Genomic DNA, 25,611 nt, shown 5'->3' with positions numbered 1-25,611 from the left:
CCATAATCTCGCGGCCAGGCATACTTGCGATGATTTCAGGTATAAGGATACGTAATGATACAACCAATTTCCGCCCCTCCTGGGCAACCACCGGGTCAGGGGGATAAACTGTCGTCTGGCGCAGGCAATCAGCCTTTATCCAGCTTGCAACGTACAGTGCTGGAAAGTTTGATAACCAAAGTGACTTCGCTGACGCAACAGCAGAGCGCGGAATTGTGGGCCGGTATAAAGCACGACATCGGTCTGCCAGGCGATTCACCGTTACTTTCACGCAATTTCCCCGCCGCAGAACAAAACCTTGCACAACGTTTACTGGCCGCGCAAGAAAGCCATTCTGTCCGCCAGCTTTTGGCGCAATTGAGCGAGTACTTACGGCTGGGGAATAATCGTCAGGCGGTCACAGATTACATTCGTCATAACTTTGGTCAGACGCCGCTGAATCAACTCTCACCGGAGCAATTAAAAACCGTCCTGACGCTGTTACAGGAAGGGAAGATGGTTATTCCGCAGCCGCAACAGCGCCAGGCGACCGATCGCCCTTTGCTACCGGCAGAACACAATACGCTTAAGCAACTGGTGACTAAACTCGCGGCGGCAACAGGAGAACCCAGCAAACAGATTTGGCAATCTATGCTGGAACTTTCTGGGGTAAAAAATGGAGAGTTGATCCCGGCCAAAATGTTTACCCACCTGGTTACCTGGTTGCAGGCACGCCAGGTGTTAAGTCAGCAAAATACACCGACACTGGAGTCGCTTCAGATGGCGCTAAAACAGCCACTGGATGCCAGCGAGTTGACAGTATTATCGAGCTATGTTGAGCAAAAATATGGCCTTTCTCAGCATTCAGCCCTGACTTCCGCACAGGCCGAGGATATCCTCAACCAGCTTTATCAACGGCGGGTGAATGGGATTGAACCGCGAGATATTCAACCGTTGCTCAATCCCTTTACGCCATTCATTAACACGATGCAAGAAATGGCCATGCGCCCCAGCCTGTGGATATTGCTGACCGCCATCATCGTGATATTGGTCTGGTTATTGAGTTAACCACGACGAAATGACAGTATCGTCACGATAATCCCCAGCACCGCCGATATCGCCCCGGCAAGGAATACCGACGAGTAGCCAAATGTGGTCGCCAGGACACCTGCCAGTGGCCCGGAAACACCGAGGGCGATATCCTGAAACGCCGCATAACCGCCGAGCGCAGTACCGCGAACCTGAGACGGAACGCGCTTAACCACTTCCACACCAAGCGCCGGGAAGATAAGTGAACACCCTGCCCCGGTTAACGCCGCACCGGCTAACGCCACCCACGCGCCAGGCGCTTGCCAGAGCAGCAACAAACCTACCGTTTCGACAAGCAAAGAGACAATCGCCACTTTCACGCCGCCAAAACGGTCTGGCATCCAGCCGAACATGACGCGCATCACGACAAATGCGCCGCCAAATGCGGTGAGTGTAAAACCTGCCATCGCCCATCCTTTGCTGGCAAAGTAGAGCGATACAAAGGTTCCGATAACCGCAAAGCCAACGCCCTGAAGCGCCAGACCAAGACCCGGTTTCCAGATAAGTCCGACAACGCTCCACAGTGATGGACGTTCTCCCGCCATTGCCGGTACTTTGCGTACTGTGCCGTTACAAGCCCACGCCAGCAGGGGCAATGCCATTGTCGTAAGCGCCAGTGCGGCAAAACCGTAATGGCTATGAATCAACAAGCCAAGCGGTGCGCCCACCGCCAGTGCGCCATAAATCGCCATTCCGTTCCACGACATCACTTTGCCTGAGTGTTTTGGCCCGACAATGCCCAATCCCCAGGTCAAAGCGCCCGTCAGTAACTGGCTTTCGCCAAAACCAAGAATCAAACGCCCGACGACCAGCAGGGCAAATTTAATTGGTGCGGAGACAGGCAAAAGCGCCGCCAGCAGCAGCGCGCCGCCAGCCAGACCACAGGCGAACATGCCCTGAAGCGCCGAACGTTTTGCACCATATTGATCGGCCAGTCGTCCGGCGTAGCCACGCGTCAGCACCGTAGCCAGAAACTGAATGCCGACGGCAATCCCGACCATGGTGTTGCCATAGCCCAGTTCATGATGAACAAACAGCGGGATAACCGGCAACGGCAGCCCTACGGTCATGTAAGTTAGAAAAACCGCAAAAGCGATGCGGAAGAGCGAAAAATTGGCAGAAGATCGTGTTTCTGTTTGGCTTACAGCAGTCATGCATTACTCCAGAATGCAGCGCAAGGCGAGGAGTCTCCCCGTCTCATCTCTCTGGTTTTCAGGGTTACGGTGCGTTGGCAGGATTTAACGCGTACGTCTTTTCAGAAGGAAATCGACAAAACGGGAAGTTTGCCTGGAACAGGCGGCGATTGTCAATGATGTGAAAAAGGGAACCATCGGGTTCCCTTTTGCGTTAGTGCCGGATGCGACATTGCCGCGTATCGTCGGATGCGACGCTGACGCGTCTTATCCGACCTACTCCGAATTAATCTTTCAGCTTACGCATTACCAGCGTGGCGTTGGTGCCGCCGAAGCCGAAGCTGTTAGACATCACGGTGGTCAGTTCGCGATCGGTCGTTTCGGTCACGATGTTCAGACCCGCAGCCTGCTCGTCCAGCTCTTCAATGTTGATGCTCGGGGCGATAAAGCCGTGTTCCAGCATCAGCAGAGAGTAGATAGCTTCCTGCACACCCGCAGCGCCCAGAGAGTGACCGGTCATTGCTTTGGTTGCAGAAATCGCCGGGCTCTTATCGCCGAACACTTCACGGATAGCCGCCAGCTCTTTCACGTCGCCAACCGGAGTCGAAGTACCGTGGGAGTTCAGGTAGTCGATTGGGGTATCAACACCGTGCATCGCCATCTTCATGCAGCGCACTGCGCCTTCGCCAGACGGAGCAACCATGTCTGCGCCATCAGACGTTGCGCCGTAGCCAACGATTTCAGCGTAGATATGAGCACCACGTGCCAACGCGTGTTCCAGTTCTTCGACCACCACCATACCGCCGCCGCCAGCGATAACGAAACCGTCACGGTGAGCGTCATAAGTACGGGAGGCTTTTTCCGGGGTGTCGTTGTATTTGGTAGACAGCGCGCCCATTGCGTCGAATTCGCAGGCCATTTCCCAGCACAGCTCTTCGCCGCCGCCGGCAAACACGATGTCTTGTTTGCCCAGTTGGATCTGCTCTACTGCGTTACCGATACAGTGTGCGGAAGTCGCACACGCGGAGCTGATGGAGTAGTTAACGCCGTGGATTTTGAACGGCGTGGCGAGGCAGGCAGAAACGCCAGATGCCATCGCTTTAGTGACCACATACGGGCCAACCGCTTTCAGGCCACGTGGGCCGCGCATTGCGTCAGCGCCGAACACCTGGAAACGCGGAGAGCCGCCGCCGGAACCTGCAATCAGGCCAACGCGCGGGTTATTCTGGTAAGCTTCCGGGGAGAGGCCAGCATCTGCAATTGCCTGCTCCATAGAAAGGAATGCATAAATGGATGCATCGCTCATAAAGCGCACAACTTTGCGGTCAATGAGGCCAGTGGTATCCAGTTTTACGTTGCCCCAAACATGGCTACGCATGCCGGAATCCTTCAGCTCCTGAGAGAAAGTGATCCCTGAGCGTCCTTCACGCAGAGATGCCAGGACTTCCTGCTGGTTATTACCGATGCTGGAAACAATGCCCAGGCCAGTAATCACTGCACGTTTCATTCAATACCTCTGTAAGTCGCACATAGAGTAAGTTTCGAATGCACAATAGCGTACACTTGTACGCCGAACAAGTCCGATCAGCCAATTAATAGAGAAATTTGCGCAGCCTGGCACACATCGCTAAGATCGAGCCACCGCCTGTAAGACGAGTAACTTACGTGAAACACTACTCCATACAACCTGCCAACCTTGAATTTAATGCTGAGGGTACACCTGTTTCCCGAGATTTTGACGATGTCTATTTTTCCAACGATAACGGACTGGAAGAGACGCGTTATGTTTTTCTTGGGGGTAACCAATTAGAGGCACGCTTTCCTGAGCATCCACATCCTCTGTTTGTGGTAGCAGAAAGCGGCTTCGGCACCGGATTAAATTTTCTGACGCTATGGCAGGCATTTGATCAGTTTCGCGAAGCGCATCCACAGGCGCAGTTAAAGCGCCTCCACTTTATAAGTTTTGAGAAATTTCCCCTCACCCGTGCGGATTTAGCGCTAGCGCACCAACACTGGCCGGAACTTGCGCCGTGGGCGGAACAGCTTCAGGCGCAGTGGCCTTTGCCCCTGCCCGGTTGCCATCGTTTATTGCTCGATGAAGGCCGCGTAACGCTGGATTTATGGTTTGGCGATATAAACGAACTGACCAGCCAACTGGACGATTCGCTAAATCAAAAAGTAGATGCCTGGTTTCTGGACGGCTTTGCGCCAGCGAAAAACCCGGATATGTGGACGCAAAATCTGTTTAACGCCATGGCACGACTGGCGCGTCCGGGCGGCACGCTGGCGACATTTACTTCTGCCGGTTTTGTCCGCCGCGGTTTGCAGGAAGCCGGATTCACCATGCAAAAACGTAAGGGCTTTGGGCGCAAACGGGAAATGCTTTGTGGGGTGATGGAACAGACATTACCACTCCCCTGCTCCACGCCGTGGTTTAATCGTACGGGCAGCAGCAAACGGGAAGCAGCGATTATCGGCGGCGGTATTGCCAGCGCGTTGTTATCACTGGCACTATTACGTCGCGGCTGGCAGGTAACGCTTTATTGTGCGGATGAGGCCCCCGCGCTGGGTGCTTCCGGCAATCGCCAGGGGGCGCTGTATCCGCTTTTAAGTAAACACGATGGGGCGTTGAACCGCTTTTTCTCTAATGCGTTTACTTTTGCTCGTCGGCTTTACGACCAATTACCCGTTAAATTTGATCATGACTGGTGCGGCGTCACGCAGTTAGGCTGGGATGAGAAAAGCCAGCATAAAATCGCACAGATGCTGTCGATGGATTTACCCGCAGAGCTGGCTGTAGCCGTTGAGGCTAATGCGGTTGAACAAATTACGGGCGTTGCGACAAATTGCAGCGGTATTGCTTATCCGCAAGGTGGCTGGCTGTGTCCAGCAGAACTGACCCGTAATGTGCTGGAACTGGCGCAACAGCAGGGTTTGCAGATTCATTATCAATATCAGTTGCAGGATTTATCCCGTAATGATGATTGTTGGTTGTTGAATTTTGCAGGTGATCAGCAAGCAACGCATAGTGTGGTGGTACTGGCGAACGGGCATCAAATCAGCCGTTTCAGCCAAACGTCGTCTCTGCCAGTGTATTCGGTTGCCGGGCAGGTCAGCCATATTCCAACAACGCCGGAATTGGCGAAGCTGAAGCAGGTGCTGTGCTATGACGGTTATCTCACGCCACAAAATCCGGCGAATCAGCACCATTGTATTGGTGCCAGTTATCATCGCGGCAGCGAAGATACGGCGTACAGTGAGGACGATCAGCAGCAGAATCGCCAGCGGTTGATTGATTGTTTCCCGCAGGCACTGTGGGCGAAAGCGGTTGATGTCAGTGATAAAGAGGCGCGCTGCGGTGTGCGTTGTGCCACCCGCGATCATCTGCCAATGGTAGGCAACGTGCCTGATTATGACGCTACACTCGTGGAATATGCGTCGCTGACGGAGCAAAAAGATGAGGCGGTAAGCGCGCCGATTTATGACGATCTCTTTATGCTTGCTGCTTTGGGTTCGCGTGGTTTGTGTTCTGCCCCACTGTGCGCCGAAATTCTGGCGGCACAGATGAGTGAAGAACCGATTCCGATGGATACCAGTACGCTGGCGGCGTTAAATCCGAATAGGTTATGGGTGCGGAAGTTGTTGAAAGGTAAAGCGGTTAAGGCGGGGTAATCTGCTTTGGCATTGTTTGTCGGATGCGGCGTGAACACCTTATCCGACCTCGTGTGACGTGTAGGCCTGATAAGACGCGATAAGCGTCGCATCAGGCATGGTGCTCCAGACGCCGCAACTTACTGCTGTGACGCCTGCTGAAACAGGTGTTCCCACATATCGGTTACCAGCGCCTGGTCACGCGGCGACAATTCACCGGCACCAATGGCTTTTTCCAGACTCTGACTAACGGTTGTATGTACCGCATGAGCGGAGTGGTCATCACCACTTTCCAGTTCTGCGATAGCTAATGTCAGGTGGCCACGCAAATACCCACTGGCAAACAACTCATCATCACTGGCATGGTCAACCATACCGTCGATTAATGCCAGAATGCGTGATTCAAACTCCGCGATCATCTTCTTTCCTCATTGTAAAACGTGGCGCCGGCTTCAGTTGAGCGCTTCCGGCCACGGGAACTGTTCCGCCGTAATTTCCGGCGTGTGATAATAATTTTGTAATGCTTTAATTAAGCGTGCCGGACGTTCTGGAATACCGTTAGCCAGATAATCCATCACCTGCGCATGTACCCGCCGTTGAAACACCACACGATCCGGTTCGAAGTCGCCTTCCAGATTGTCGCAACTGACGTTAAACGGATATCCCGCCGCCACGCAGAACAACCAGTCGAGCGCCTGCGGCTTCACTTCAACATCTTCAAACTGGTTTTGCGTTTGGGCATCGCGACCGTCCGGGCAATACCAGTAACCGAAATCAACCAGCTTACGGCGCGCTTTCCCGGCAATACACCAGTGCGAAATCTCATGAATTGCGCTGGCATAAAAGCCATGAGCAAAGACGATTCGGTTATACGGTACTTCCGCATCAGCAGGAAGATAGATCGGTTCGTCGTCGCCTTTAATCAGACGGGTATTAAATTCATCGGCAAAGCAGCTATTAAAAATTTCAATTAACTGCTCATAGTGGTGTGTACTGTTCATTAGTTCATCCCCAACCAGTGGAGGATCTCCTGTCCGTGGCTATCATAAAGTAATTTGGCACTCATCACCGCCGAGACGATAACGATCATCGGGCGGATCAGCTTTTGTCCTTTGCTCAACACCAGTCGTGAACCCATGCGCGCGCCGAGGAACTGCCCCACCAGCATCACAAAGCCCGTCGCCCAAATCACTTTGCCGCCGAGAATAAACAGCAGCAAACCGCCGATGTTTGACGTTGCGTTAAGTAATTTGGCGTGAGCCGTGGCTTTGGCGAGGTTGAATCCGCACAGCGTAACGAAAGCCAGCGCGTAAAACGATCCGGCTGCCGGGCCAAAGAATCCGTCATAAAAACCGACGCAGCCACCGGCAATTAACGCGAAGGGCAAACCGTACATCCGGCGCTGGCGATCTTCTTCACCCAGCTTTGGCATCAGCAAGAAATAGAGGCCGATGCAAATCACGAGGATGGGCAATATCTGCCGTAATATATCGGCCTGAACATATTGCACCAGCAGTGCGCCACTCATTGAGCCGACAAAGGTCATGGCGATATTGAGTTTTTGATCGCTTAAACTAACCACTTTGCGGCGAATAAAGTAGATAGTGGCGGAAATAGAGCCACCGCAGGCTTGCAGTTTATTGGTTGCCAGCGCGTTAGCGGGAGACATCCCCGCCGCCATCAATGCCGGAATAGTGAGTAACCCACCGCCACCGGCAATCGAGTCGATAAATCCCGCCAGCATGGCGACAAAAAAGAGAACTCCCAGCAGCAGCGGGGAAACCATAAACAGGCTATTAAACGTTTCCATTAGATCACGTGCTCATCCAGTAGCGCCTGGCAGGAAGGCGGCAACGGAGGCGGTGTCTTCTTCTCAGGCTTTGTTGTTCCCGGTTTTGGAGGTTCAAACCAGCTTTGCAGTTCTGCCCCGCAACCATCGCCTGGTGGCGGTAAAGGTTGATCTTCACACTCCAGACTATCGGCAGGACAACGTAATCGTACATGCATATGCGCGCGATGCTGGAACCAGGGTCGCACTTTGCGCAACCAGTCGCGATCGGTGCCGGCATCAAGGCAAAGTTGTTGTTTAATCGCCGGATTAACAAAAATGCGCGTGACGTCTTTGTCCTGGGCGGCAAGTTTGATCAAGCTGAAAATTTCCGGCTTCCATAGCGTCGGGACAACGTGTTTACCGTCGCGGGAAACCAAATCTAATGCTTGCGGGCGCAAGAGCTGCGCAGTGGTCCAGCGTGTTTTTGGCAGTTGCAGAAAGATATCAACATCCAGTCCGGTCTGGTGGCTGGCGTGACCGCCGTTGAAACGCCCACCAGCAGGCATCCCCATATCGCCAATCAACACCGTCCCCATGCCCAGATTGCTCACCTGGCTACTCAGACGCTGGATAAACATCACCAGGTCCGGGTGACCGAAGTAGCGACGCTGATCGGTACGCATGACCTGATAATGTTCGGACTGTATCGGCAGCGTGTCAGCGCCGACGATACAACCATTGGAGAAACTACCTATCGATTGTGCGCTACCCGGCACAGGTTGGGTTATTTTTTGCCACGGCGTCGCTGCCAGGCTGGCGCTACTGGCAAGCAGGGCCAGCAGCGCAATCGCAGTTTTGTTCATTTTTTACCAGCGTGGAATATCAGTCTTCACATCGGCATTTTGCGCCCGCTGCCGTAACAGGTGATCCATTAAAACGATCGCCAGCATCGCTTCAGCGATCGGCACCGCGCGGATCCCGACACAAGGATCGTGACGACCTTTGGTGATCATCTCAACTTCTTCGCCAAAGCGGTTAATGGTGCGCCCCGGCACGGTAATGCTGGAGGTCGGTTTTAGCGCCATATGGGCAATGATTTGCTGCCCGCTGCTAATCCCGCCGAGAATGCCGCCCGCATGGTTGCTCTGGAAACCTTCTTTGGTGATTTCGTCGCGGTTCTGGCTGCCACGCAGCGCCACCACGTCAAAACCATCACCGATTTCCACGCCTTTCACCGCGTTGATGCTCATCAGCGCATGGGCGATGTCGGCATCCAGGCGGTCAAAGACCGGCTCGCCAAGTCCGGCGGGGACGCCACTGGCAACAACGGTGACTTTCGCGCCAATGGAGTCGCCCTCTTTTTTCAGCGCGCGCATCAGTTCATCTAAGGCTTCTATTTTGTCCGGGTCCGGGCAGAAGAACGGATTTTGCTCGACCTGCGACCAGTCTTTGATTTCCAGCGGAATGTCGCCCATTTGGGTCAGGCAGCCGCGAATTTCGACACCGAATTTCTCAGCAAGATATTTTTTGGCAATCGCCCCTGCCGCAACGCGCATGGCGGTTTCACGGGCGGAAGAGCGTCCACCGCCGCGATAGTCGCGCAAACCATATTTTTGTTCGTAGGTGTAATCGGCATGGCCTGGACGGAAAACGTCCTTAATTGCGCTGTAATCTTGAGAACGCTGGTCGGTGTTTTCTATGAGTAGGCCAATGCTGGTGCCGGTGGTCACACCTTCAAAAACACCGGAGAGAATTTTGACCTGATCCGGCTCGCGGCGCTGGGTGGTATAGCGCGATGTCCCAGGGCGGCGGCGGTCAAGATCGTGTTGCAGATCCGCTTCCGTCAGCGGAATGCCTGGCGGAACACCATCGACGATGCAACCGAGCGCCAGCCCGTGCGATTCGCCGAAGGTGGTTACGCGAAAGAGTTGTCCAATTGTGTTTCCAGCCATCACGGCTCCGTTATTGTTGTGTTTGCGTGTTTATTTAATCTTTATAAATCGCGAAATGTTCACGTGCGGCAATAAGCTGCGCTTTGGTGAGCATAAACACACCGTCGCCGCCGTTATCAAACTCCAGCCAGGTGAACGGAACATCCGGATATTGTTCCATAAGATGTACCATGCTGTTGCCGACTTCACAAATCAGCACACCATCATCAGCAAGATAATCTGCCGCGTTACCGAGAATGCGGCGGGTCAGTTTCAGGCCGTCGGTACCAGACGCCAGGCCCAGTTCCGGCTCGTGACGGTATTCATTTGGCAGGTCGGACATATCTTCCGCATCGACATACGGCGGGTTGGTGACGATCAGGTCGTACTGCACTTTCGGTAAATCACGGAACAGATCGGAACGAATCGGGATGACGTTGTGGATCAGACCGTGTTCTTCGATGTTCTGTTCGGCAACCGCCAGCGCGTCTGGAGAGATGTCCACCGCGTCGACTTCCGCTTCCGGGAAGGCATAAGCGCAAGCAATAGCGATGCAGCCGCTCCCGGTACACATATCTAAAATGTGCTGCGGTTGCTTGCTGATGAGTCCGGCAAATTTATTGTTGATTAGTTCACCAATCGGCGAGCGCGGCACCAGCACGCGTTCATCGACGTAAAATTCATGGCCGCAGAACCACGCTTTGTTGGTCAGATAAGCCACCGGAATGCGTTCGTTGACGCGGCGGATCACGCGCTCAACAATGCGGTGTTTTTCGCTGGAGGTCAGACGCGCATTGCGCATATCTTCCGGAATATCCAGCGGCAGGTAGAGCGAAGGCAACACCAGCTGTACGGCTTCATCCCACGGGTTATCGGTGCCGTGACCGTACCAGATATTTGCCGCACTGAAGCGGCTAACCGACCAGCGCAACATGTCCTGAATGGTTTGCAGCTCATTTACTGCTTCATCAACGAAAATTTTATCCACGTATTCCTCCAGGGCATGATCGCAATAATTTCGGCGGCTAGTTTGCCATGAAGATGACGATAAATCAGCATTCACGCGCGGTGAGTGAGGAAAAATACGTTTAAAACGATCGATTGCGCGACGAGTCGGGTAAACTGTAGGGAAATTAGAAATAGAGACACATCAATGAAAAAGAAAACAACACTTAGCGAGGAGGACCAGGCTCTGTTTCGCCAGTTGATGGCGGGGACTCGCAAGATTAAGCAGGACACGATTGTCCACCGACCGCAGCGTAAAAAAATCAGCGAAGTGCCGGTTAAGCGGTTGATTCAGGAACAGGCCGATGCCAGCCATTATTTTTCCGATGAGTTTCAGCCGTTATTGAATACCGAAGGCCCGGTGAAATATGTCCGCCCGGATGTAAGCCATTTTGAGGCGAAGAAACTGCGACGCGGTGATTATTCACCGGAGCTGTTTTTGGATTTGCACGGTTTGACGCAGCTACAAGCCAAGCAGGAACTAGGGGCGTTGATTGCCGCCTGCCGCCGTGAACATGTATTTTGTGCCTGCGTGATGCATGGACACGGTAAGCATATTTTGAAGCAACAAACACCACTGTGGCTGGCGCAACATCCGCATGTGATGGCGTTTCACCAGGCACCGAAAGAGTACGGTGGTGATGCGGCGTTGCTGGTGTTGATTGAAGTGGAAGAGTGGCTGCCGCCGGAGTTGCCCTGAATGCTAAACCGGATACGACATAAACACCGTATCCGGTTTGGTCACTACAACATATTCAGCACATACTGGAATCGGCAAGTGGAATCTATTGGCTGCGGTGTAGTAGTATCGACACGCACCACAATATCATGTAGTTGTTTGTCGGTTATCGCATGTCGGTTTGGTATGGTTGTCACTTTGCTATCTGTACAACCATATGACGTAAAAGTGATCATTTGCGAAATAAAACGACAATATGCGCCACGCTCGTTAAATTGGCTACCATCACACAACTTGCCATCCTTCATCAAAAAGGTAGGGAGTGTATTTTCGATTACCCCTCCCGTGGATTTCAATGATAACAGCTTGCTATGCACTACCGAATTTGGACTCCATGAAACATCATAAGGGTCTAAAGGAACTGGCGGACAGGTGGAGTTAAACGCTGAAGGCCCCAGGTAAACAGTACCAGTCGCTCTTGCTTGTGTTTTGATATTACTGGTCACTATCCAGGGACAGCTACCGGGATCGCCTTCAACGATAATATCCATGATAACCTTACTACAACTAAAACCTCCCGATGTCGGCAACCCTGGGCAATTCGATGAGTCAATATAATCCCCACTTTTCACATTAATTTCTGGTGCTGTCCCTGGCCCATTCCAGGATATATTGGGAATATCTCCGGTATAAAGAGTATAACCATCCCGGTGATATGTTCCCTGATAGACGCCAGATAAAGTTTGGACATTAAGTTCATACCAGATTGAGGTATTACCGTTACCGGCATACCCCATCAACGTGTGCATATCACGAAATATTGTTGATGCCATCGCGGTGGGTACCATTAGTATCAACACTAGTAAGCAAAAAACATGGCGTAATTTTTTCATTTTAAAGGTACTCAAACGTTGCGGTTAGCTGGGCGGTAAAATTGCCAGGAGTCACATCACGACCGCTTTTTGCCTGTAACCAGGCCCGGAAATTAAGACTATTGCTGCCGTTATTAAGTACAAAGGTCGCTCCAGTAGAACTGTTGATGGCAACAGGTGTGCCGTCGTTTTTTTCCATACCTATACCAACTCCCTGCGCACCCGATGACGCATCCAGCGCCAGAATACCCGGCTGTTCGCTATCTTCCGTGCCGGTCAAGGTTACCTTTACGTTGTATGACGTTGGTCCCTTACAGTCTTTCAGTTGAAAAACCACCGGCACACGGGCCGACTGCCCGGCGACCACTAAATCTTGTGCACTCACCGTAGGAAACTGTACTTCCGCCAGCAATCCTTGTGTCTCTACCGGTGTACAGGTTTTATTCAATAAATTACCGTAAAAATGCAGGTTGTCAGCCGCCTGCACCGGCGCTACACAGATCAGCATTAAGCTCCCCAGCAGCGTTGCGAGAACATACTCTTGTGTTTTCATTGGTAATCCACCTGTAGCGTGGCATACGCGGAAAATGCTCCGTCTCCCAACACCGCGCCGCTGGCTTTCACCGGTACCGCCTTGAGCATTGGGGGGCTGGCAGGATCAATACTCAGAGGTTTATCCAGCTCAAACGGACTGCCATTTTGTTGCATTTCAATGCCCAGGTCGGTAACGCTGGTCTGGACTGCCGACGTATTGTAATTGGTGGGAGTCCCCTTCCAGGTCAGAGTCATCTCCCAAACCGCATCACGAACTCCAGAATCACAGGTGATCTCATAGGGTACAGTCTGACGAAAGTTAACACCGTCAATGTCATTAATAAGGATGTCGCCAAAATCCACTTCAATGGTTTTCCCGCCGCTAATGGTACAAACTGGCGGTGATACCAAAGTTCCGTGAAAAGTAATGTCTGGTGTCGCCGCCTGTACCACGCAACAGCAACCACAAATCACAAAAAAACCGAGTCGTTTCATTGGTAATCCACCACCATCGTCATACTGGCGTTAAATTCCGATGCCGCGAGTGATACACCGCTCTCTTTTACTGGCACCGCTTTCAGTTTCGGTTGGCTGTTGATGTTGAAAGGCGTCCAGTTGTTTTCGCCAATCGGAAACAGCGAATTATCAGACGCACTTTCAATTCGAATACCAAATCCAGAAATTCCTGTACTCAACACTGTTTCGCCATTAATCGTGGTAGTCGTTCCCTTAAACTGCATTTGCAGGTCGTCACTTAGACTTCCCTTACAGTCCAATTTGTACTCAGCATTCATGCGATAGTTGGTGCCATTGATCTTTTTGATGATCACATCACCAAACTCCACAGCACTACCCGTTACTGAACAAGGTGGCGGAGCATCGACCAGCACCCGCAATATCAGATCAACGGATTTCGATTCTCCGCCTGCCGCAGGATGGCTCACCACACCAAAAACCAGCAGTAATTTAACCAGAAACATCTTTCTCATCGGATTCTCCTGGAATCAGCCTTTGCTGCTTAGTTCTTCATCCACCAGGCAGGCACTACCGCTACAGCGGAAAAAGAGCGGCATACGCGCACCATAGTCGTTGACATAGGTCAGCACTGGAGTGCTATCCATTTTCACGTTTAACGGAGCATTGGTTTTGGGCGGCATGACTAACGGCGAGAAACCTGCCGCTGGATTGCCATTTTTCTGCGTACTGGCGTTGCTGATGATGACGTAATACGCCGTTGGGTTATTGACGGTAAATTCCTGGCCGCTGCGGGTTAGGGTCACTTTATGCTGCCAGGGAGTTTGTGTGCTGCTTTTTTCCAGTGCCTTAGGACGCCAGAAAAGTTTGATACGTGTCTGCAGAGCAATTTGCAGCGTGTTAGCTTTATTCGATTTAGGCGGGATCTCGCGAACGTTAAAGTAGAACATCGTTTCGCGATCGGTAGGCAATTTGTGGATATCTGGCAATCCCTGAATTTTCACCTGACCGTTCATCATCGCATCAATACGCTGTACAGGAGGTAAAACAGCTAATGGTGAACTCACCTTGTTACCCTTTTCATCTTCAATCCAGCTTTGCGCCAGGTAAGGAAGTTTAGGATCGTTATTACGTAGGGTAACACTAATAGATTTATCACTTTCGTTAAAAATCAAACGGGTACGATCGGGCGTCACTGAAGCCTGTGCGTAAAAACTTGCAGCCGCCGCCATCAACGTCAATGCAGTGACGATCTTTTTTGAAGAGATATGTTTAGACATGGATCATTCCTTAATCACGTTATTAATTCGATGAAACAGAGATTGGTGGTTCCATTGGTGTCACCTGTTGTGTCTGCTCCTGAATGACGGGCTGAATATCATGTGAAATTGCGGGAGCACTTCCCCCAATTTGCTGGCATGGCAACAGCAAGCCATTGAAGAGATCATCCGGTAGCGGGTCCGGTAGACTGATATCGCAGTGGGATTCTCCCTCCCAGGATACCGTCATGCGTTCACCCGGTTTAACGCCCGCCAGATAGACATTCCCTTCATCATCAACCAGACCAACTTGCTGTTTATTAACATTTTTCACTTCCGCACCAAATGGCGGATGACTACCATCCTGCAATCGCAATACCGCCATTGCTTTCTGCCCACTGATCACCGCAAATTTACGATAACCAATGGCACCTTCCGTTAGCGTTGCCTGGACCACCGACTGGGTGGCCTCAGCATTTTCTGGCAGGTTATTCAAATCGATATAAGCCTGATTACGGTAGTAGTCGTTAACATCGGCCACCACGGCTTTACCAAACATGTTGGTATAAACAGCAGCACCGTTGCCTTCTACTGGCACATTGGCAACGCCATCGGCATCAATCAGCAAACGCGTGCCGCCCATGTTCTGCGTGCGATGCAGCGCGCCGCCGTGGGCAGTCAGCGTTGCACCGCCCTGTAAAGAGATACCCGCGGAAGTGTATTGCCCTTCATGATAGTTGGCGCTCAGATCAACTTTTGCCATAGTGCCATCGTGGCTGTAATAACCATCTACACTGGCGTGGTTTTCACTGGTGCCTGCACTCAGCGTATAGTGGCTGGCGTCATCTATTCGATGGTACAAACTCGCCTGGCTGCTGTCGGCACCGCTGCCATAGTTGCCGTTGTAACTAATGGTGCTGCTGTCACCCCACGGCAGGCTTAAGGAAAGATAAATACCTTTATCGGCATTGTTATCGTATTCATAGCGATAACCGGTCAGAGAAACGCTCATGTTTCTGATATTTCCCATATTGAAATAATGAGAAAGCATCATGTTGTAGTTGGTTTGATCCTCGCGGTCCCAGTAGGTATGGTGGGAATAGTTGAGATAGACCGAAACACGCGCATCCCTGAAGTTCTGGTTGTAAGTGACCGTATACATCTCTTTGTCGTTGCCCGTGCGCGCCCGATCGGCGTTGTTAGCATCCAGGTATTCGCTCATGGTCATGTAGTTTTTTTCAGAGAAGCGATATCCGGCAAAGGTCACACGGCTGTTGAGTTCATCAAAATCTTTGGCATAACTGACACGATAAGAGTTACCATCCAGCGTTTTGTTGCCGTATACGCTGTTGTCGTCAAAACGAGTACGGGAGTGGGTAACGTCAAACGCTAACGCGCCGAACAGTGCCAAATCGCGCCCAAGTCCAATTGCCGCTGACTGGTAGTTTTCATCCGCTAACGCACCGCCATAGAGCGACCAGCCATTGGCAATCCCCCATGATGCCTCGCCTCCCGAGAAGAAACTCCCTTCGACATGATGATCCCAGTTTTGCGGACGGCCCATCGCCACTTTATATCGCACCTGGCCTGGTCGGGTCAGAAACGGCATGGAAGCCGTGCTGACGTCATATTCCTGCACCTGACCATTTTGTTCTTCAATACGGACATGCAGAGTACCAGATACCGAATCACCAATATCCTGAATACGGAACGGACCTGCGGGGACCTGGGTTTCATAAAGGACGCGCCCCATTTGCGTTATCGTAACTTTCGCGGTGGTATGTGCTACACCGGAAATATCCGGAGCGTAGCCGCGAAGGTTTGGCGGCAACATTTGATCGTCGGTGCTGATGCTACCGCCAATGTAGCTAAAGCCATCAAAAATATCGGAGTTGAGGTAATCTTCGCCCAAAGAAAGTTTGGCTTTTAATGACGGCAAGGCGCGCCAGGCGTAGTAACGGCTCCACTCCCAGTTTTTTTGCGTGCCGCTATCGTTAGCATCACCATCATCGTTACTGCGGGTATGCTGATAGTCGCTCTGCCAGTCGGCACGCAGGCGCCACGGGCCAACGTTAACGCCAACCGTACCATTACCACTAATATCGTTAGTATCATCCCCACCCTCTTCATGCCGGGTCTGGGCGTTGATACTGTAATCGGCAATAAGACCGGGAATACCTTCATCCCAACGTGAAGGTGGATCCCATTCACTGTCGGTATATTCAAGATAAGCCTGTGGCAAAGAAATCACGAAAACTGACTGGCTTAAATCACCAGTCATTTCCATGCCATTTAACGGTTCAGTATTCAGACACTGACCATCACGAATCCATTGCAAATTTTTCGTGATATCTTCTTTAAAGCCTAACTGAGCAACCAGTTCAGGCGGTAAGCAGGCATACGATTTATCAGGATTGTTTTCGACTGCGTACCAGTAGATATCGTATTCATCCGGTAAGGATTGGTTATTTACATGAACCTGTAAATTATATTTACCCGGCTCAACATAACCTTTTTGGGAAAAACGCCCCAAATCAATTTTGGTATTCCCTTTTAACTCGAGAAATCGGGCATCAAACTGAATGGTATCATCTGCCAGGGCATAAAATGGACTTCCGGAAATTGCCAGAGCAATCCACCACGAAAGCCCCCGTAAACGGAGAAAAGAATGTTCGGGCATTTACGTATCCATCCGTAATTATTATAATTTAATTATCTTTCATTTAAAAACCCCATAACTTTGCAGTTATGGGGGAGTCACATTAAAGATACGTAATCTGGAATGTTGTTAGCGTTTCAAACGGAGCCGGAGTTGGTGTTACCGCAGCAGTTTCACCGACTAACCAGGCTTTAAATTTCAGCGTTTGTTTCTGTTTGCCTTTACCCGTTGAACTGTCCATTGCAATGGCCTGATCGATACCTTTGCCCAGGTCATAGCCTTTACCACGCTGGTCGCCGATCACCAGACTTACGTTTGGAACTTCGGTGCCATTATCCAGGTTAGACAGGGAGTAATTATTTGGATTACCGGAATATGGATTACCGGTAAATGTCGTGGTCATCGTTGTTTCAGTATTGAAATTGCAATCCTGTAAACGAATCTGGAAATCCTTTGGTGTGGTAGTTTTGCCACCCGTTAAAGAACCGGTACCGATGCTCCCCATATCCACTTCCAGCTTGTGGTCATCAGGAACAATTGAGCATGGAGAGTCTTCAATTATACCGAAAAATCTCACTGTACCGTTGTTCCCTGCGGCTACGACCGATGCTGAAGTCAGCGCCCCCATAAGCATTGCTGTGGCGACGGCTGCTTTTACAAACTTACTCATTATTTGTCCTTAAATCATAAATAATTAAAATGTCAGCCAACTGACACATTAATACTGAATATAATAACTTTCAGTGTAATTTGCAGTGGCTTATAACCCACCATTGAATAGGATTTCTGAGGTCTCGTGAGATGATATTCTTTGGCGTGGCGAGCATGTTGATATTATAGAGCGCGTGACACAATTTAAATTTACTAACAACAATATTTAGAAATATTTAAATAATTAACAAAACAAATAATATTTTGAGAACTTTCCTGGAATTACGTGGCAAATGGCTAAAATATGGTATAAGCACATCATGGATGTGAATGATTGAAGAGCAAAAAACAACCAACAGCAAATAACACGATTGTATTTTTATTTTTTGCCGATACAATATTAAAACACTATAATTAATATAAAATCAAGACCAAAAAGTATCTCTTTTCTACTCTCTTATTTTGCGTTCACAGTGGTTAACTCTGGAAATAAAATACAAGAAAAGTTAATGAATGTTTCTAGATGTAACTTTATACAAATCGGCGATTAAACGCTAAAAAGATGCCATCTGCATCGTTATTGGGAGAATTTCAATAAGGTATGAACAATTCAGGCCCGATAGCTTGCGCCATCGGGCACTTTACGATCACATCAGATTGCTTTTGCCATTTTCAAATTACACGGACTCATCTGCCAGTTGAATGTGCCGTTTCCGCTTTCATCAAGCGTTACGCTGGCAATGGCCGAAGTGGTAAACATAGGCGGCGTTTCGCCCGGACATAACTCGGCAACCAGATACCCGACTAACGGTAAGTGGGAGATAACCAGTACCGAAGCGACACCTTCGTTGGTCAGCGCCTGTAAATATGCACTGACCAGCCCTACATCGCCGCAGGGCGTCAACTCCGGCAGAACTTCCACGTTGGAAGGCAGGTTCATACAATCCCCTACTTCCTCCAGTGTTTGCTCGGCTCGCAGGAACGGGCTCACCAGAACACGTTCGACTTCCACTTTTTGACCTTTCAACCAGTTCGCCATCAGGCGAGATTCGTCACAACCGTTAGTGGTCAGAGGACGAACCGAATCACTGGCGGCATCGAGGGCTGCGTCGCCGTGACGCATGATAAAAACTTGCATATTGCACCGCTTTTGTTAACCAGATTCACCCGCCCCGTTCATCTGAAACCAGAGAAACAAGGCGGTGGCCGGCATTGTGCCTTATCCATTCACCGAATGAAACGCTGTTTTTTACCTCAATGGCGCAAGTATAGTCAATATGTGTTTACATTTTGACCAATACTCCACCATTCAGCGCGGATTCATATAGCTTTGACCCTTTTATTGAGGGTCAGTTGCACTTGTTTTCCAAAAACTTTCCCCGCGCTCGCTCATCTCTAATAGACGCTCGCAAGGGGTAAAACGAGAACCATACTGCGTGGCCAGTCGTTGCATTGTTGCAACGACTTCCCCCGCGCCGAGAGCATCGATATATCGGAACGGGCCACCAAGAAACGGCGGGAAGCCTATTCCAAATACCGCGCCAATATCCCCGTCACGCACACTTCGGATAACCTGCTCGTCCAGACAACGTACTGCTTCATTCAGCATCAACATCACACACCGTTCAGCAACCTGCGGTGCGGAGAGTCGCCCCTGCCCTTGTACACCAATTAGCGGGTAAATGGCGGGATCGACCTGTTTTTTGCTTTTACGCCCTTTTTGGCCATAAAGATAGAAACCTCGGCCATTTTTTCTGCCTTTGCGATCATCATTCAAAATTGAAGAAACAACATTTGCAGGCGCGCTAAAACGTTCTCCATAAGTTGCTTCCAGTACAGGAATAATTTTAGTCCCGGTATCAATTCCTACCTCATCCAAAAGTTGGATTGGCCCCACCGGAAAACCAAATTTCACCAGCGCGGCATCAATATGCTCAACACGTTCGCCTTCGGTCAACATGCGGATAGCTTCATTAATATACGGCGCCAGGATGCGATTGACATAAAACCCAGCTTTATCCTTTACCACAATCGGCGTTTTGCCCTGTTTTTTCGCCAGTTTTACCGTGGTGGTGATGGTTTTCGCCGATGTCCCCGCATGAGGAATGATTTCCACCAGCGGCATTTTTTCCACCGGGCTGAAGAAATGCAGGCCGATAACTTGCTCTGGTCGCGTGGCGTGCGCGGCAATATCGCTAATCGGTAAAGAGGAGGTGTTCGATGCAAAAATGGTATGAGAAGCGCAGTTTTGCTCAACTTCTGCCACCATCTGCTGTTTTAATTCGAGATTTTCAAACACCGCTTCAATAATCAGATCTCGATGGGCAAAGCCACGGTAATCCGTCGTCCCCGAAATTAAAGCCAGTTGCTTGTCGCGTTCGCTGGCTTTGAGATGACGACGGCGCACTTTACCCTCCAGCTGCTCCCAACTGTATTTCAGCGCATGATTTATGCCCTGGGCATTGATATCTTTAATTCTTACCGGCAGACCCGCTTTACAGGCAGTAACGTAGGCAATTCCACCGCCCATCAACCCGCCGCCTAAAATCCCCACGCTGTTTAATGGCGCAGGAGGAACATCACTGCCGGGATCTTTCTTCACTTCAGTACTGGCAAAAAAGATATTGCGCAGCGCCTGCGATTGCGGCGTCATCGCCAGTTCACCAAACGCCCGAGCTTCGGCGTCATAGCCACTGCTGGTCCCCTGCGCTAAACCGGTTTCAATAACGTCAAGAATGCGTTTTGTCGCTGGATAGTTACCCTGAGTTTTTTGCTCTGTTTTCTTGCCTACCATTTTGAACAACAATGCACGACCTAACGGCCCCGCCAGAATACGCTCGCGTACAGGTAGAGGGCGGGAAGATGGACGATCCTGCTTTGCCAGCTCAACAGCGGCTTCCAGCAAAATGGAGTGCGGAACGACGTCATCCACCAGCCCCAACTTTAATGCCTGTTTCGCCCGAAGTTGTTTTCCGGTGAGGATCATCTCTAATGCTGTGCTGACACCTGTCAGGCGTGGCAAACGCTGAGTTCCGCCTGAACCTGGCAATAATCCAAGCTGAACCTCCGGCAAACCGAGCACAGTTTTAGGATCGTCAGTACAGACACGGCCATGACATGCCAGCGCCAGCTCCAGCCCGCCCCCCAGGCAAGCGCCGTGAATAGCGGCAATAACCGGAACAGGCAGAGCATGAATCTCCGCCATCAACTGTTGGCCCTGCCGCGCCAATGCTTCCGCTTCTTGCGCCGTTTTGCAGTTGCCGATCATGTTGATGTCTGCGCCAGCAATGAAGTTATCTGGTTTAGCGGAGACAAACACCACGCCGCGCAACTCTTTGTTTTCACGGAGTTGCTTAATAATGGCGCGCACCTGCGAAGCAAATTCCGCCTTCAGGGTATTCATTTTCTCGCCGGGAACATCAATGGTGATAACGGCAATGTTGTCCAGACGGACATTGAGGGTAAACGCTGATGCCATTTCCATTATTCCGCCTCCACAACCATTGCCGCGCCAAGCCCACCTGCGGCACAGGCAGTCACCAAACCAAACCCACCGCCGCGACGCCGCAGCTCATGTAAGGTCTGGGTAATCATCCGTGCGCCGGTAGCCGCAAAGGGATGACCATAAGCAATCGAGCCGCCAAGCACGTTAAATTTGCTATCGTCAACTTCGCCAGTGGCATGTGCACGCCCCAGTACGTCGCGGGCAAAACGTTCGCTGCCAAGCAACTGAATATTGGCCAGCGTCTGGGCGGCAAACGCTTCGTGCATATCAATCAACGTCAGATCGGCCATTGTCAAACCAGCACGTTCCAGCGCCAGCGGTGTTGACCAGGCCGGACCGAGCAGCATGTCCTGCCAGACATCTATAGCGGTAAATGCGTAGCTGCGCAGATATCCCAGCGGCACCAGCCCTAACTCTTTCGCCCGGGATTCAGTCATCAGGATCACCGCGGCCGCACCATCGGTCAGCGGCGTACTGTTTGCCGCCGTTACCGTCCCGTGTTTGCGATCAAACGCCGGGCGCAGCTTTGCGTAGTCGGCAAGCGTGGAATTTCCGCGAATATTATTATCTTCCGCGAGAGGCTGTTTATAAGGCGGGATATAAGCGGTCATGACTTCTTCTTTTAATTTACCTTCTGACCACGCCTGGGCGGCACGTTGATGCGAACGGTGGGCCAACGCATCTTGCTGTTCACGGGTGATGCCGTACGTTTTTGCCATTTGTTCGGCGGTGTCGCCCATCCGTAATCCAGTGGAGTATTCCGCCACTGCCGGAGGCACCGGCATTAAGTCACGCAAACGTAAGCGAGAAAAAAGTTTCAGGCGCTGGCTCATGGTTCGTGCTTTGTTGACATCAACCAGCACGCGCGCCAGTTTTTTACTGACGCCAATTGGCAATACAGAAGAGGAATCTGCCCCACCAGCAATCCCCGCTCGAATAGTTCCCGCCATCAGGCTTTCTGCGACGTTTGCAACCGCCTGGAAACTGGTAGCGCAAGCGCGGCTGACGCTGTAAGCATCGGTATGCACATTCATTCCAGTGCCGAGAACAATTTCACGCGCAATGTTGGGCGCTTCCGGCATTTGCACAACCTGACCGAAGACCAGTTGCTCAATCACTTCTGCGGGAATTTCGCTGCGTGCCAGCAATTCGCCTACGACCATCTTCCCCAAATCAACAGCAGGAATGCCATGAAAAGCCGTCGCCTGGCGGGCAAAAGGCGTACGTAACCCGCTAACGATGGCGATACGATCGCCCTGACGGGTAATCAGCGGTAAAACCTGACCCATAACACTCCCCTGTAAAAATAAGATATAAAGTGGTCTGACCTGATCATAGTCTTAACCATTTTTTTACATTTAGCCAAGCGGAGAAAAGGGAAAGTGGGAGCTATGACACAGTGAAGACAGGAGAAAGAAAAGAAAACGCCCCTGCCTGTTGCTGGCAGGGGCGTACGTACCCGAGAGGAATTAACGCAGACCCAGCTGGAAGATCAGCATTTCAGCTTCGCAGGCAAAAGTGAAATCGATATCCAGGTGCACACCGTCAGACTCTTCAGTGAAAGTCGGGGTGATTTTGCACGGTTCGGATTCCACGCTACGGGCTTTTTCAGTCAGCGCCGCCAGCGTTTGTTCTGCTTCTGCGCGGTTTGCAAACACACGGCTGTAAGACGCGGTGCAGTCGGAGTTGTCCATAATGGTGCCAACATCCATACAGCAGCAAACCGGGGTTTCATCAGCACTACATTTACTCATCGTTGATTTCCTCTGTATGTGCACCTAAGGTGCCAGATAAACGTTGCGGATATTTTACGCTTCTGAAAAGTGCCACTCCAGTTGTTAATTCTGCAAAATCAGATAAGTGACCGAAATCACACTTAAAAATGATCTAAAACAAAATTCACCCAAATCTATGAGTGCACTACCTCCAAATTTTGCCAGCTGGATCGCGTTTCTTAGATCATATTTGAAAAAACATAGAAACATACTTGCAACATTCCATCTGGTCCGACCTATACTCTCGCCACTGGTCTGATTTCTAAGATGTACATCAGACCCTACACTTCGCGCTCCTGTTACAGCACGTAACATAGTTTGTATAAAAATAAATTATTGAGGTTATGGTCATGAGCCAGAAAACCCTGTTTACAAAGTCTGCTCTCGCAGTCGCAGTGGCACTTATCTCCACCCAGGCCTGGTCGGCAGGCTTTCAGTTAAACGAATTTTCTTCCTCAGGCCTGGGCCGGGCTTATTCAGGGGAAGGCGCAATTGCCGATGATGCCGGTAACGTCAGCCGTAACCCCGCGTTGATTACCATGTTTGACCGCCCAACTTTTTCAGCGGGCGCGGTTTATATTGATCCGGATGTAAATATCAGCGGAACGTCTCCGTCTGGTCGTAGCCTGGACGCGGATAATATCGCGCCTACGGCATGGGTTCCGAACGCTCACTTTGTTGCGCCAATTAACGATCAATTTGGTTGGGGAGCTTCCATTACCTCTAACTATGGCCTGGCGACAGAGTTTAACGATACTTATGCAGGCGGTTCTGTCGGTGGTACAACCGACCTCGAGACCATCAACATGAACTTAAGCGGCGCCTATCGCTTAAATAACGCATGGAGTTTTGGTCTCGGTCTGAATGCCGTCTATGCCCGTGCGAAAATTGAACGCTTCGCAGGCGATCTGGGGCAGCTGGTTGCAGGTCAGATTATGCAATCTCCCGCCGGGGCGACTCTACAAGGACAGCAACTGGCGGGCATGGCTAATAGTATCCCAAGCGATGAGAAAATTGCCCATCTGAATGGTAACAAATGGGGCTTTGGCTGGAATGCCGGCATCCTGTATGAACTGGATAAAAATAATCGCTACGCGTTGACCTACCGTTCTGAAGTTAAAATTGACTTCAAAGGTAACTACAGTAGCGATCTGCCAATTGCTATTAACAACTACAATTTCGGTCTGCCAACGGCTACGGGCGGAGCTACGCAGTCAGGTTATCTGACGCTAAATCTGCCTGAAATGTGGGAAGTGTCTGGTTATAACCGTGTCGCGCCGCAGTGGGCGATTCACTATAGTCTGGCTTACACCAGCTGGAGTCAATTCCAGGAGTTGAAAGCTACGTCCACCAGTGGTGATACGCTGTTCCAGAAGCATGAAGGCTTTAAAGATGCTTACCGCATCGCACTGGGTACCACTTATTACTACGATGATAACTGGACCTTCCGTACCGGTATCGCCTTCGATGACAGCCCCGTTCCGGCACAGAACCGTTCGATTTCCATTCCGGATCAGGACCGTTTCTGGCTGAGCGCAGGTACGACATATGCATTTAATAAAGATGCATCTGTCGATGTTGGTGTCTCTTATATGCACGGTCAGAGCGTGAAGATCAACGAAGGCCCGTATCAGTTCGAGTCTGAAGGTAAAGCCTGGCTGTTCGGTACTAACTTTAACTACGCGTTCTAATAACACGCTAGCTTAATAAGAAAAAAGGTGAGTTTTCCAACTCACCTTTTTTATTGGCTTCTTATTCAGAATCGATATCTTTTAAATCATCCTGAATCGCTTGCGCATTCGGGTTTTCCTGCGGTTTGAGTTCTCCGCCATTGGCGATGAAATCATGACGCTGGAAGTACGCCTCGCGCACCATGACGTAAGGATCGGACGACTGACGAAGCAGGCCATCAGAATCCAGCAGTTGCGCACGCGTTTCGATACCTTCAAGTGTCCATTTTCCTACCGACATCGGCCAGGTCAACCACGAAAGCACTGGATAGAGGCCATCAGCCATATCACCGCCGTCATCTCGCAGCGTGAAGCTACCGTAGAACGGTAACTGAACATAAGGCCCATACCCCACGCCATAGTGACCGAGCGTGCTACCAAAACGGTGAGGTTCCGTTCGTTGCAGTTTCGGATTCGCCATCCCAGCAACATCAATAAAACCCCCCATCCCCAAAATAGTGTTCAGGAAAAAGCGGGTAAAGTGGACCATCCCCTGATAAGGGTCGCCCTGCAGGAAGTAGTTAACCATCACTGCAGGTTCTTCAAGGTTGCCAGTAAAGTTGCTTAACCCATTACGTGCCGGTTGCGGAACATAATCACGCCACACGACAGCCACCGGTCGAACCACATACGGGTCTAACACATTGAAGTTAAAATTGTACATGGTGCGGTTGAACCCTTCTAACGGGTCAGAACGCCCTTGCTGATCTGTTCCGGAACTCGCACACCCCACCAGAAGCGTAGTTCCCAGAGCAAGCGCCGACAGGCGAAGCTTCATAAATGTCTCCCTGTTTTTTTTATGGCTTATGCAGTTTGCCATCCATGACGGAACGATACCGTATCCGCCTGTTTAGGTGTGGGCGATTGTAACAGCACGTCAAATGACGTCCATACGCCCTGTTTTGCTGATTTGA

24 protein-coding genes are annotated in these 25,611 nt (G+C 50.8%); 4 read left to right on the top strand and 20 right to left on the bottom strand.

Annotated elements, in window-relative coordinates:
• Nucleotides 1–54: 54 nt before the first annotated feature.
• Entirely contained in the window at nt 55–1,047 is a 993-nt protein-coding gene (flk, locus tag FEK42_RS00795; protein ID WP_131162049.1) for a flagella biosynthesis regulator Flk, read from the top strand.
• Here the strand turns inward: flk and FEK42_RS00790 are convergent.
• Together FEK42_RS00790 and fabB are read right to left on the bottom strand one after the other, a co-directional pair.
• Nucleotides 1,044–2,222: an MFS transporter gene (locus tag FEK42_RS00790; protein WP_130207268.1), complete on the bottom strand. Its 1,179-nt coding sequence runs from the start codon at nt 2,220–2,222 to the stop codon at nt 1,044–1,046. The two genes, flk and FEK42_RS00790, sit on opposite strands and share 4 nt — an antisense overlap.
• A gap of 265 nt (nt 2,223–2,487) precedes the next feature.
• A complete protein-coding gene (gene fabB / locus FEK42_RS00785; RefSeq protein WP_000817178.1) occupies nt 2,488–3,708 on the bottom strand; it encodes a beta-ketoacyl-ACP synthase I in 1,221 nt (406 codons plus the stop codon).
• Nucleotides 3,709–3,866: 158 nt separating this feature from the next.
• Here fabB and mnmC point away from each other — a divergent pair, with 158 nt between their 5' ends.
• Nucleotides 3,867–5,873, top strand: a complete 2,007-nt coding sequence (mnmC, locus tag FEK42_RS00780; RefSeq protein ID WP_135492853.1) for a bifunctional tRNA (5-methylaminomethyl-2-thiouridine)(34)-methyltransferase MnmD/FAD-dependent 5-carboxymethylaminomethyl-2-thiouridine(34) oxidoreductase MnmC — start codon at nt 3,867–3,869, stop codon at nt 5,871–5,873.
• 119 nt (nt 5,874–5,992) lie between these two features.
• On the opposite strand, the gene FEK42_RS00775 is transcribed toward mnmC, so the two are convergent.
• The 6 genes from FEK42_RS00775 to prmB are packed head-to-tail and all read right to left on the bottom strand — an operon-like array spanning nt 5,993 to nt 10,542.
• Nucleotides 5,993–6,271, bottom strand: coding sequence for a YfcL family protein (locus tag FEK42_RS00775; RefSeq protein ID WP_135492854.1), 279 nt, complete (start codon nt 6,269–6,271; stop codon nt 5,993–5,995).
• A 33-nt stretch (nt 6,272–6,304) separates the two neighbouring features.
• Nucleotides 6,305–6,853 carry an elongation factor P hydroxylase gene (epmC, locus tag FEK42_RS00770; protein WP_135492855.1) on the bottom strand — a complete coding sequence of 183 codons (549 nt, stop codon included), beginning with the start codon at nt 6,851–6,853 and terminating at the stop codon, nt 6,305–6,307.
• On the bottom strand, nt 6,853–7,662 hold the full coding sequence (locus FEK42_RS00765) for a sulfite exporter TauE/SafE family protein (RefSeq protein ID WP_064526496.1): 810 nt from the start codon (nt 7,660–7,662) through the stop codon (nt 6,853–6,855). The genes epmC and FEK42_RS00765 overlap by 1 nt, the downstream gene beginning before the upstream one ends.
• Complete coding sequence (mepA, locus tag FEK42_RS00760) at nt 7,662–8,486, bottom strand: penicillin-insensitive murein endopeptidase (protein WP_138211707.1); 825 nt, start codon at nt 8,484–8,486, stop codon at nt 7,662–7,664. The genes FEK42_RS00765 and mepA overlap by 1 nt, the downstream gene beginning before the upstream one ends.
• A 3-nt stretch (nt 8,487–8,489) precedes the next feature.
• Nucleotides 8,490–9,575 (bottom strand): chorismate synthase, encoded by a 1,086-nt coding sequence (aroC, locus tag FEK42_RS00755; RefSeq protein WP_135492856.1) that lies wholly within the window; start codon nt 9,573–9,575, stop codon nt 8,490–8,492.
• A 34-nt stretch (nt 9,576–9,609) separates the two neighbouring features.
• Entirely contained in the window at nt 9,610–10,542 is a 933-nt protein-coding gene (gene prmB / locus FEK42_RS00750) for a 50S ribosomal protein L3 N(5)-glutamine methyltransferase (protein WP_130207278.1), read from the bottom strand.
• 165 nt (nt 10,543–10,707) lie between these two features.
• Between prmB and smrB the strand changes: the two genes are divergently transcribed.
• On the top strand, nt 10,708–11,259 hold the full coding sequence (smrB, locus tag FEK42_RS00745) for an endonuclease SmrB (protein ID WP_000730806.1): 552 nt from the start codon (nt 10,708–10,710) through the stop codon (nt 11,257–11,259).
• Nucleotides 11,260–11,303: 44 nt separating this feature from the next.
• On the opposite strand, the gene FEK42_RS00740 is transcribed toward smrB, so the two are convergent.
• The 11 genes from FEK42_RS00740 to FEK42_RS00690 form a co-directional block, all read right to left on the bottom strand.
• Complete coding sequence (locus FEK42_RS00740) at nt 11,304–12,131, bottom strand: StfH/YfcO family fimbrial adhesin (protein WP_138211706.1); 828 nt, start codon at nt 12,129–12,131, stop codon at nt 11,304–11,306.
• A 1-nt stretch (nt 12,132) separates the two neighbouring features.
• Nucleotides 12,133–12,618 (bottom strand): fimbrial protein, encoded by a 486-nt coding sequence (locus FEK42_RS00735; RefSeq protein WP_131162111.1) that lies wholly within the window; start codon nt 12,616–12,618, stop codon nt 12,133–12,135.
• A 41-nt stretch (nt 12,619–12,659) separates the two neighbouring features.
• Nucleotides 12,660–13,139, bottom strand: a complete 480-nt coding sequence (locus FEK42_RS00730; RefSeq protein ID WP_130207284.1) for a fimbrial protein — start codon at nt 13,137–13,139, stop codon at nt 12,660–12,662.
• Nucleotides 13,136–13,633: a fimbrial protein gene (locus FEK42_RS00725; RefSeq protein WP_131162052.1), complete on the bottom strand. Its 498-nt coding sequence runs from the start codon at nt 13,631–13,633 to the stop codon at nt 13,136–13,138. The genes FEK42_RS00730 and FEK42_RS00725 overlap by 4 nt, the downstream gene beginning before the upstream one ends.
• Before the next feature lie 15 nt (nt 13,634–13,648).
• Nucleotides 13,649–14,350, bottom strand: coding sequence for a fimbria/pilus periplasmic chaperone (locus FEK42_RS00720; RefSeq protein WP_240783132.1), 702 nt, complete (start codon nt 14,348–14,350; stop codon nt 13,649–13,651).
• A gap of 70 nt (nt 14,351–14,420) precedes the next feature.
• The gene (locus tag FEK42_RS00715; RefSeq protein WP_138211705.1) at nt 14,421–17,057 is read right to left on the bottom strand and encodes a fimbrial biogenesis outer membrane usher protein; all 2,637 of its coding nucleotides are present in this window, start codon (nt 17,055–17,057) and stop codon (nt 14,421–14,423) included.
• Nucleotides 17,058–17,139: 82 nt separating this feature from the next.
• Nucleotides 17,140–17,706, bottom strand: coding sequence for a fimbrial protein (locus tag FEK42_RS00710; protein WP_130207292.1), 567 nt, complete (start codon nt 17,704–17,706; stop codon nt 17,140–17,142).
• A gap of 633 nt (nt 17,707–18,339) precedes the next feature.
• A complete protein-coding gene (gene sixA / locus FEK42_RS00705; protein ID WP_130207294.1) occupies nt 18,340–18,825 on the bottom strand; it encodes a phosphohistidine phosphatase SixA in 486 nt (161 codons plus the stop codon).
• A gap of 201 nt (nt 18,826–19,026) precedes the next feature.
• Nucleotides 19,027–21,171 (bottom strand): fatty acid oxidation complex subunit alpha FadJ, encoded by a 2,145-nt coding sequence (gene fadJ / locus FEK42_RS00700; protein WP_138211704.1) that lies wholly within the window; start codon nt 21,169–21,171, stop codon nt 19,027–19,029.
• The gene (fadI, locus tag FEK42_RS00695; protein ID WP_130260689.1) at nt 21,171–22,481 is read right to left on the bottom strand and encodes an acetyl-CoA C-acyltransferase FadI; all 1,311 of its coding nucleotides are present in this window, start codon (nt 22,479–22,481) and stop codon (nt 21,171–21,173) included. The genes fadJ and fadI overlap by 1 nt, the downstream gene beginning before the upstream one ends.
• 180 nt (nt 22,482–22,661) lie before the next feature.
• Nucleotides 22,662–22,946 (bottom strand): YfcZ/YiiS family protein, encoded by a 285-nt coding sequence (locus FEK42_RS00690; RefSeq protein WP_135492858.1) that lies wholly within the window; start codon nt 22,944–22,946, stop codon nt 22,662–22,664.
• A gap of 371 nt (nt 22,947–23,317) precedes the next feature.
• Between FEK42_RS00690 and fadL the strand changes: the two genes are divergently transcribed.
• A complete protein-coding gene (gene fadL / locus FEK42_RS00685) occupies nt 23,318–24,658 on the top strand; it encodes a long-chain fatty acid transporter FadL (protein WP_138211703.1) in 1,341 nt (446 codons plus the stop codon).
• A 61-nt stretch (nt 24,659–24,719) separates the two neighbouring features.
• On the opposite strand, the gene mlaA is transcribed toward fadL, so the two are convergent.
• Nucleotides 24,720–25,475, bottom strand: a complete 756-nt coding sequence (mlaA, locus tag FEK42_RS00680) for a phospholipid-binding lipoprotein MlaA (protein WP_130207304.1) — start codon at nt 25,473–25,475, stop codon at nt 24,720–24,722.
• Between the last annotated feature and the right edge of the window lie 136 nt (nt 25,476–25,611).

Origin of the sequence: Escherichia sp. E2748, assembly GCF_005781125.1 — a bacterium.
Taxonomy (GTDB): domain Bacteria; phylum Pseudomonadota; class Gammaproteobacteria; order Enterobacterales; family Enterobacteriaceae; genus Escherichia.
The sequence above is the reverse complement of the archived record's forward strand: the minus strand, read 5'-3'. Positions and strand labels throughout refer to the sequence as shown.

Coding starts and splice junctions, on each gene's coding strand:
- flk (WP_131162049.1), top strand. CDS start 55: ATGATACAACCAATTTCCGCCCCTCCTGGGCAACCACCGGGTCAGGGG.
- FEK42_RS00790 (WP_130207268.1), bottom strand. CDS start 2,222: ATGACTGCTGTAAGCCAAACAGAAACACGATCTTCTGCCAATTTTTCG.
- fabB (WP_000817178.1), bottom strand. CDS start 3,708: ATGAAACGTGCAGTGATTACTGGCCTGGGCATTGTTTCCAGCATCGGT.
- FEK42_RS00775 (WP_135492854.1), bottom strand. CDS start 6,271: ATGATCGCGGAGTTTGAATCACGCATTCTGGCATTAATCGACGGTATG.
- epmC (WP_135492855.1), bottom strand. CDS start 6,853: ATGAACAGTACACACCACTATGAGCAGTTAATTGAAATTTTTAATAGC.
- FEK42_RS00765 (WP_064526496.1), bottom strand. CDS start 7,662: ATGGAAACGTTTAATAGCCTGTTTATGGTTTCCCCGCTGCTGCTGGGA.
- mepA (WP_138211707.1), bottom strand. CDS start 8,486: ATGAACAAAACTGCGATTGCGCTGCTGGCCCTGCTTGCCAGTAGCGCC.
- aroC (WP_135492856.1), bottom strand. CDS start 9,575: ATGGCTGGAAACACAATTGGACAACTCTTTCGCGTAACCACCTTCGGC.
- smrB (WP_000730806.1), top strand. CDS start 10,708: ATGAAAAAGAAAACAACACTTAGCGAGGAGGACCAGGCTCTGTTTCGC.
- FEK42_RS00740 (WP_138211706.1), bottom strand. CDS start 12,131: ATGAAAAAATTACGCCATGTTTTTTGCTTACTAGTGTTGATACTAATG.
- FEK42_RS00735 (WP_131162111.1), bottom strand. CDS start 12,618: ATGCTGATCTGTGTAGCGCCGGTGCAGGCGGCTGACAACCTGCATTTT.
- FEK42_RS00730 (WP_130207284.1), bottom strand. CDS start 13,139: ATGAAACGACTCGGTTTTTTTGTGATTTGTGGTTGCTGTTGCGTGGTA.
- FEK42_RS00725 (WP_131162052.1), bottom strand. CDS start 13,633: ATGAGAAAGATGTTTCTGGTTAAATTACTGCTGGTTTTTGGTGTGGTG.
- FEK42_RS00720 (WP_240783132.1), bottom strand. CDS start 14,350: ATGGCGGCGGCTGCAAGTTTTTACGCACAGGCTTCAGTGACGCCCGAT.
- FEK42_RS00715 (WP_138211705.1), bottom strand. CDS start 17,057: ATGCCCGAACATTCTTTTCTCCGTTTACGGGGGCTTTCGTGGTGGATT.
- FEK42_RS00710 (WP_130207292.1), bottom strand. CDS start 17,706: ATGAGTAAGTTTGTAAAAGCAGCCGTCGCCACAGCAATGCTTATGGGG.
- sixA (WP_130207294.1), bottom strand. CDS start 18,825: ATGCAAGTTTTTATCATGCGTCACGGCGACGCAGCCCTCGATGCCGCC.
- fadJ (WP_138211704.1), bottom strand. CDS start 21,171: ATGGAAATGGCATCAGCGTTTACCCTCAATGTCCGTCTGGACAACATT.
- fadI (WP_130260689.1), bottom strand. CDS start 22,481: ATGGGTCAGGTTTTACCGCTGATTACCCGTCAGGGCGATCGTATCGCC.
- FEK42_RS00690 (WP_135492858.1), bottom strand. CDS start 22,946: ATGAGTAAATGTAGTGCTGATGAAACCCCGGTTTGCTGCTGTATGGAT.
- fadL (WP_138211703.1), top strand. CDS start 23,318: ATGAGCCAGAAAACCCTGTTTACAAAGTCTGCTCTCGCAGTCGCAGTG.
- mlaA (WP_130207304.1), bottom strand. CDS start 25,475: ATGAAGCTTCGCCTGTCGGCGCTTGCTCTGGGAACTACGCTTCTGGTG.